The sequence below is a fragment of the Halomonas sp. BC04 genome, assembly GCF_000568385.1.
On sequence record NZ_AZQX01000421.1, the window covers coordinates 1 to 6,290 of the forward strand.

Annotated in this window: 5 protein-coding genes and 2 pseudogenes; 6 read left to right on the forward strand and 1 reads right to left on the reverse strand. The window is 66.3% G+C overall.

The window, feature by feature from the left end; translation table 11 throughout:
• A pseudogene (locus Q427_RS27870) lies at nt 1-834 on the forward strand (RNA polymerase-associated protein RapA); the annotation flags it as partial.
• 13 nt (nt 835-847) lie between these two features.
• Here Q427_RS27870 and Q427_RS27875 read toward each other — a convergent pair.
• Nucleotides 848-1,759 (reverse strand): TIGR01777 family oxidoreductase, encoded by a 912-nt coding sequence (locus tag Q427_RS27875; RefSeq protein ID WP_043518846.1) that lies wholly within the window; start codon nt 1,757-1,759, stop codon nt 848-850.
• Between the two features lie 104 nt (nt 1,760-1,863).
• Here Q427_RS27875 and Q427_RS27880 point away from each other — a divergent pair, with 104 nt between their 5' ends.
• The 5 genes and pseudogenes from Q427_RS27880 to Q427_RS27900 form a co-directional block, all read left to right on the forward strand.
• Nucleotides 1,864-2,898: an NAD(P)/FAD-dependent oxidoreductase gene (locus Q427_RS27880; protein WP_043518847.1), complete on the forward strand. Its 1,035-nt coding sequence runs from the start codon at nt 1,864-1,866 to the stop codon at nt 2,896-2,898.
• A 192-nt stretch (nt 2,899-3,090) separates the two neighbouring features.
• Nucleotides 3,091-4,004 (forward strand): annotated as a pseudogene (locus tag Q427_RS27885) (MerR family transcriptional regulator).
• Nucleotides 4,005-4,029: 25 nt separating this feature from the next.
• Entirely contained in the window at nt 4,030-5,445 is a 1,416-nt protein-coding gene (gene phrB / locus Q427_RS27890) for a deoxyribodipyrimidine photo-lyase (RefSeq protein ID WP_043518848.1), read from the forward strand.
• A 21-nt stretch (nt 5,446-5,466) separates the two neighbouring features.
• A complete protein-coding gene (locus Q427_RS27895) occupies nt 5,467-5,907 on the forward strand; it encodes a nuclear transport factor 2 family protein (RefSeq protein WP_043518849.1) in 441 nt (146 codons plus the stop codon).
• A gap of 37 nt (nt 5,908-5,944) precedes the next feature.
• Nucleotides 5,945-6,290 (forward strand): SDR family oxidoreductase (locus Q427_RS27900; RefSeq protein ID WP_043518851.1); only part of this gene is annotated, 346 nt, incomplete at its 3' end.

Here is a 6,290-nt window from a genome sequence, read left to right on the forward strand (position 1 = left end):
CCGGCACGCGCCGAGGCGGTGGCCAGCGCCATCCGCGAGCTGGACGACGACGCCGCCCTGCCCCGCTACCTGGATCAGGCGATGGATGTCTTCGGCGTCGACAGCCAGGAGCTGGGCAACGGCCTGCTGCACTTGCAGCCGGGCCAGCACATGCTCGACGGCCTGCCGGGCCTGGCCAAGGGCGAAGAGGGTTTTACGGCGACCCTCTCCCGGTCACGGGCCCTGGCCCGCGACGACGTGCAGCGACTCTCCTGGGAGCATCCGCTGCTGCGAGAGATGATGGGGCGGATCATCGACGGCACCATGGGCAACACCGCCCTGTCGCTGCTCAAGCATCCGGCGATTCCCGCCGGGCGACTGATGGTGGAGCTGGTCTTCCGCACCCACTGCCCGGCGCCGAAGCGGCTGCATGTGAACCGCTTCCTGCCGCCCACCGCCGTGCGGGTGCTGCTCGACGAGTCCGGCGCCGTGCTCACCGACAAGGTCTCCTTTACCGGGCTGTCGAAGAACCTGCAGAAGGTCAAGAAGGCGATGGCACGGGACCTGATCCGCAGCCGTCACGATCAGCTGCGCGGCCTGCTCACCCAGGGCGAGTCAGAGGCCGAGCGTGAGCTGCCGAGCATCATCGAAGCGGCCCAGACCCGCATGCGCAGCGAACTGGATACCGAACTCGCCCGCCTGGAAGCCCTGGCACGGCTCAACCCGGCGGTGCGCGAGGAGGAGCTCGACGCCATGCGCCGCGAACGCAGCGCGCTGGACACAGCCATCGACGGGGCCCGGCTGCGGCTCGATGCCGTGCGAGTGATCGTCACGGTGGATCAGGAGAGCCGCTGACCCCTGGGCAAGCTCAGCGCCTGCCCAGGATTTCCGCCAACGCCTCCTCCAGGGTGGGATAGAGGAACTCGAAGCCGGCGTCGAGCAGGCGCCGGGGGCGCATGTCGGCACCGGTCAGCAGCAGCCGGGCCATCTCGCCGAAGGCGGTTTCCAGGGCAATGGCGGGAACCGGCAACACGGCGGGGCGATGGAGCTGGCTGGCCAGCGTGCGGGTAAATTCGGCGTTGGTGACCGGTTTGGGGGCGCTGCCGTTGAAGGGCCCTTCCATGTCGCCGTGCTCCAGCAGGAACAGGATGATGCGTACCAGATCCTCGCGATGGATCCAGGGCATGAACTGCTTGCCGTCGCCGAACCGCCCTCCCAGCCCCAGCTTGAAGGGGGGCAGCATCTTCTGCAGGCTGCCTCCTCCAAGGTCCAGCACCAGCCCGGTACGCAGCAAGGCGACCCGCGTGCCGAAGTCCGCCGCCTCCCGGGCGGTGTCCTCCCAGCGCTTGCAGAGACGGTGGGCGAACTCATCGTGGGGTGGTGTCTCCTCGGTGACCTCGCGATCGCCCTGATCGCCGTAGTACCCCATGGCCGAACCCGACACCATCACTCGCGGCGCCTGCCCTCCGGACTGCTTGAGTTGCTCGCAGAGGATCACCAGGTCACGGGTGATATTGACGCGCGAGTCGATCAGCCGCTTCTTCTGATTGTCGCTCCAGCGACGAGCCGCTATCGGCTCACCGGCCAGGTTGACGATGGCGTCCGGTGGCGCGTCAACGAAATCCAGCACGGAGCCGCGAACATCGGTGCCCGCGGGAAGCTGCCCCTTTGCATCCTTGGGGTCTCGCGAGACCACCTGCAGGCGATGCCCTGCTTCCTTGAGGCGCTGGCAGAGGCGCTGCCCCACAAAGCCACTGCCACCCGTCATCAGCACGCGCATAGCACTCTCCTCCCCTGGATTCATGACTGCGCACATAAAGTTATACAGCCGTTGTACGCTTCTGCTAGTCTAACGTAAATACCGCTCCCCTGTGCGAGGTCTTCATGTCACCACCGACACGCCCCACAGCCGCCATCATCGGCGCCGGCATCGCCGGCCTGGCCTGTGCGCGAGTCCTTCACGAGGCCGGTTGGCGGGTCACTCTGTTCGAGAAGGCCCGCGGTCCGGGGGGGCGCATGACCAGCCGGAGCCTCGCCGCCGCCACGGTGGATATCGGCGCGCAATTCTTCAGCGTCAAGGACGATGCCTTTCGCCGAGAAACCGAAGTCTGGCTGAAGGCGGGCCTGGTAGCACCCTGGCCATGGAAACTGTGGCGGGTCACCGGGGGCAGCTGGCACTACCGTCATGATGGCAGAGAACGCTACGCAGGCAAGCCACGCATGAGCGCGGTAACGCGCCATCTCTCCCGTGAGCTGGATCTGGAGTCCTGCTGTCGTATCGTCTCGCTGGCAAGGGACAAGGGCCGGTGGTCGCTCCAGGACCAGGCCAGGCGGCACCACGGCCCCTTCGACCATGTCGTGATCTCGGCCCCCTCGCCCCAGGCCCAGGCACTGGTGGCACCTCATGACTCCCCGCTGGCCGAAGCGTGCGAAGCGATCATACAGCGCCCCTGCTGGGCAGCCTGGGCCTGCTTCGAGAAACCACTGCCAGCGCTGCCGGGCGTCGCCCAGGACTGGCAGGCCGTGATGTTTTCCGAGGGTCCGCTGCGCTTTGTCGCACGCAACGACCACAAGCCCGGCCGTGAACAGCAGGGTGAAAGCCTGACCCTGCTCGCCCGGCTGGAGTGGAGCGAGGCGCACCTGGAACTGCATGAAAGCCACGTGGCCAACCGGCTGCTGACCGCCTTTCGCGAGACCTTGCCGGATGCCGCCGAGCTGCCTGCAATCACGGCGGTCGGCGCACACCGCTGGCGCTACGCTCAACCCGATGTCTTCGCCAGCGGCGATGCGGTCAATCAAGATTACCGGCTTTCAACCAGCGGCCTTGCGCTATGCGGCGACGGCTGGCGTGGGCCACGGGTGGAGGATGCCTGGCTCTCCGGCCATCACCTGGGCCATGCCCTGGCGGGCAAAGGCTGAGACGGCGAACCCTTGCTGGAGGCGACCCCACCGACCGTTCGGCGAGGCGCTTCCCACTGGTCGCAACAGCAGCGGTTGTACATCACGCGATTGATGTACAATATTGTCCATCCAGAAGAGTCGCGCCCGGATACCTGACATCCTCATGGCGGCCTGGAACGGCAATGACAACAGCGAGAGGCAGATGCGAGCATGACCGACAAGGCAACCCACCCGGCCGACACGCCGCTCTATCCGATCCGCGAAGTGTCGCGCATAACCGGTGTCAATTCGGTCACCCTGCGCGCCTGGGAGCGGCGTTACGGGCTGATCTGCCCCCAGCGCACCCCGAAGGGTCACCGCCTCTATGCACGGGAAGACATCGACCGTGTCGAACAGATTCTACAGTGGCTGAGTCGCGGCGTGCCGGTCAGCCAGGTCAAGGAGCTTCTCGACCAGCCCGAGGCAGCCCCCGTCCCCGAGCCAGCCTCGGGGGACTGGCCCAGCCAGCGTCGCCAGCTGGTTGCCGCCGTGGAGGCAATGGACACGACGCAGCTGGAGCGGCTGTTCAACCAGAGCCTGGCACTTTATCCGGTGACGACCAGCCTGGACGAGCTCTGGCAACCCACCATACGCGAGCTGGAAGAGCGCTGGCACGATCAGCTCGGTGCCAGGCTGCAGCGTGTCAACCTGGAAACCTTCCTGCGTACGGTGATCGGCATCCGTCTTTACCATGCCAACCAGGTCGCCAAGGGTCCGGTGTACTGATGAGCGCGCTTCCCGATGATCCCGGCCCGCTATGGCTGCTGCTGGCGGCGCTGGCCGGCAGCGATGCCGGCTATCGCATCCAGTTGCTCGACGGCACCCTGCCCTTCGGCGAACTGCCGCTGGCGGTGGAGCGCCTGAAGGCCTCGGCCATGGTGCTGGTCAGCGGTCGCGCCGAGCGCCCCGACCTGATTCGCCGACAGCTGCCCCGCCTGGCCGAGCAGCTCGATGTTCCTCTGGGCCTCTGCGGGCCGGTGGCACGGATACGCGGCAGCGACCTGGTCGACAGCCAGGTGGAGCTACTGGGGGATGACCTTCCACTGGCGTTGGCAAGGCTGCGTTCGTTGCTGAAGGGCGCCTGACCATCGCACCAACCCGGGAGCCAGCATGACCTGCGTACTGATGTGGTTTCGCAGCGATCTGCGAGTCCATGACAATACGGCCCTGGCTGCGGCTGTGCGCCAGGGCCCCGTGGTGGCGGTGTTCCTGCGCTGCCTGCCACAGTGGCAAGGCTACGGCCATGGGGCCAACAAGCTCGACTTCTGGGGCCGTGGTGTGTCGGCACTGCGCAAGGAACTGGCCGGCCTGAACATCCCGCTGCTGCACCGGGATGTCGAGACCTACGACCAGGCCCCGGCGACATTGCTCGCCATCGCCCGGGAGACAGGGGCGAAAGGGCTGCATTTCAATGGCGAGTACCCCCTGGACGAGCAACGTCGCGACCGGGCCGTCGCCACCGCCTTCGCCCGGGCCGGGCTCGCCACCGAGGCGCATCACGACGCCACGGCCTTTGCCCCTGGGGAGCTGCTGACGGGCAAAGGAGACTATTTTCGCGTCTTCACCCCCTTCGCCAAGGCTTGGCACCGGCAACTCAGCGCCGATCGCCTGGCGCTTCGCGAGCCCCCTCGGCCCCAGTCACCACCGGCCATCGACTCCGACCCGCTGCCGCCCTCTCCTCACTACGAGGAAGACCCCGTCTCGACCGACGACTGGCCTGCCGGCACGGAGCCGGCAGCCGACAGGCTTGAGCGCTTCCTGCGCTTTCGTGGTCGCCACTATGCGCAGCAGCGTGACTTTCCGGCCATACACGGCACCAGCGAGCTCTCGCCCTACCTGGCGCTGGGAATGATTTCCCATCGCCAGTGCCTGCAGGCGGTGCTCGGCGAGAATCATGGCCGCCTGGCTGAAGGTGATGTCGGCCTTGTGACCTGGGTGAACGAACTGGTGTGGCGCGAGTTCTACCAGCACGTGGCGGCGGGCTTTCCGAGGGTGTGCCAGCATCGCCCCTTCCAGCGGCATACCGAAGCCGTGGCGTGGCGCAATGACGACGTCGGCTTTCGCGCCTGGTGCGAGGGGCGGACCGGCTACCCCATCGTCGACGCTGCCATGCGCCAGCTGGTGCAGACCGGCTGGATGCACAATCGCCTGCGCATGATCACCGCCATGTTTCTCAGCAAGCACCTCTTGATCGACTGGCGACACGGTGAGGCCTTCTTCCTGCGGCACCTGGTCGACGGGGAGTTCTGCGCCAACAACGGCGGCTGGCAGTGGGCGGCTTCCACCGGCACCGACGCAGCACCCTATTTCCGCGTCTTCAACCCCACCACCCAGTCGAGCCGCTTCGACCCGGAAGGTGCCTTCATCGCCAAGTTCGTGCCGGAGCTGGCCGCTCTTCCCTCCAAGGGCAGGCTGGCGCCATCCGCGGAGCAGCGGCACCAGACCCGATATCCGCCCCCGATCGTCGATCACAAGGCCGCCAGGCTAAGAGCGATTGACGCCTTCAAGGCACTGAAACCCGACTGACACCACCCACGGGAGCCCCTCATGAGCCAGGCCACTGCCCTGGAGGCCTTCTGCGCCTTCTTCAATAAACTAGACAAATCCTATACACAAAATCTATACCAGGTATATACTGACGACGTGGTCTTCACGGACCCTCTGCACCACATAGAGGGGCGAGAAGCGCTGGAGAGGTACTTCCAGGGGCTGTACGAGAATGTGACGGAGTGCCGGTTCGAGTTCCACGACCGCCTACGGCAGGGTACCGAAGCCTGCGTGACCTGGACGATGCGACTGTCGCATCCGCGGCTGGCTCGCGGGCGCCCAGTCCTGGTGGAGGGGTGTTCGAGGCTGTCGTTCTCGACTGACGACCCGCGGCGGGTATGCCGGCATCGCGACTTCTTCGATGCCGGCGCCATGCTCTACGAGCACCTGCCGATTCTGGGCCCGACGGTTCGCGTGTTGAAGCGCCGCCTGGGCAAGTAAACCGGCGCCGCTCAGCGGTGCCGCTCGTGGAGGTTGCATGGTGGCACTGAGTGGAAAGCGAGTGATCTGGCTGACCGGAGCGACCTCGGGTATCGGGCGCGCCCTGGCCATTCGCCTGCTGGATGAAGGGCATCACGTGGCAATCAGCGCCCGTAGCCTCGGCGACCTGACCGAACTCGCCGGCGACCGCAGCAATGCCCTGCTGCTGCCACTGGACGTCAGCGATCGCGAAGCGGTGCGCGCCGCGGGCATCCATCTCGACGACCTGTTCGGCAGACTGGACCTGGTGATCTTCAATGCCGGCACCTGCGAATACGTGGACGTGCGGCAGTTCGATCTCGACCTTGTGCAGCGGGTCTTCGCACCAACTTCTTCGGCGTCCT

What these genes read in the sequence shown, in the direction of transcription:
- phrB (WP_043518848.1), top strand. Translation starts at nt 4,030, where the DNA reads ATGACCTGCGTACTGATGTGGTTTCGCAGCGATCTGCGAGTCCATGAC.
- Q427_RS27880 (WP_043518847.1), top strand. Translation starts at nt 1,864, where the DNA reads ATGTCACCACCGACACGCCCCACAGCCGCCATCATCGGCGCCGGCATC.
- Q427_RS27875 (WP_043518846.1), bottom strand. Translation starts at nt 1,759, where the DNA reads ATGCGCGTGCTGATGACGGGTGGCAGTGGCTTTGTGGGGCAGCGCCTC.
- Q427_RS27895 (WP_043518849.1), top strand. Translation starts at nt 5,467, where the DNA reads ATGAGCCAGGCCACTGCCCTGGAGGCCTTCTGCGCCTTCTTCAATAAA.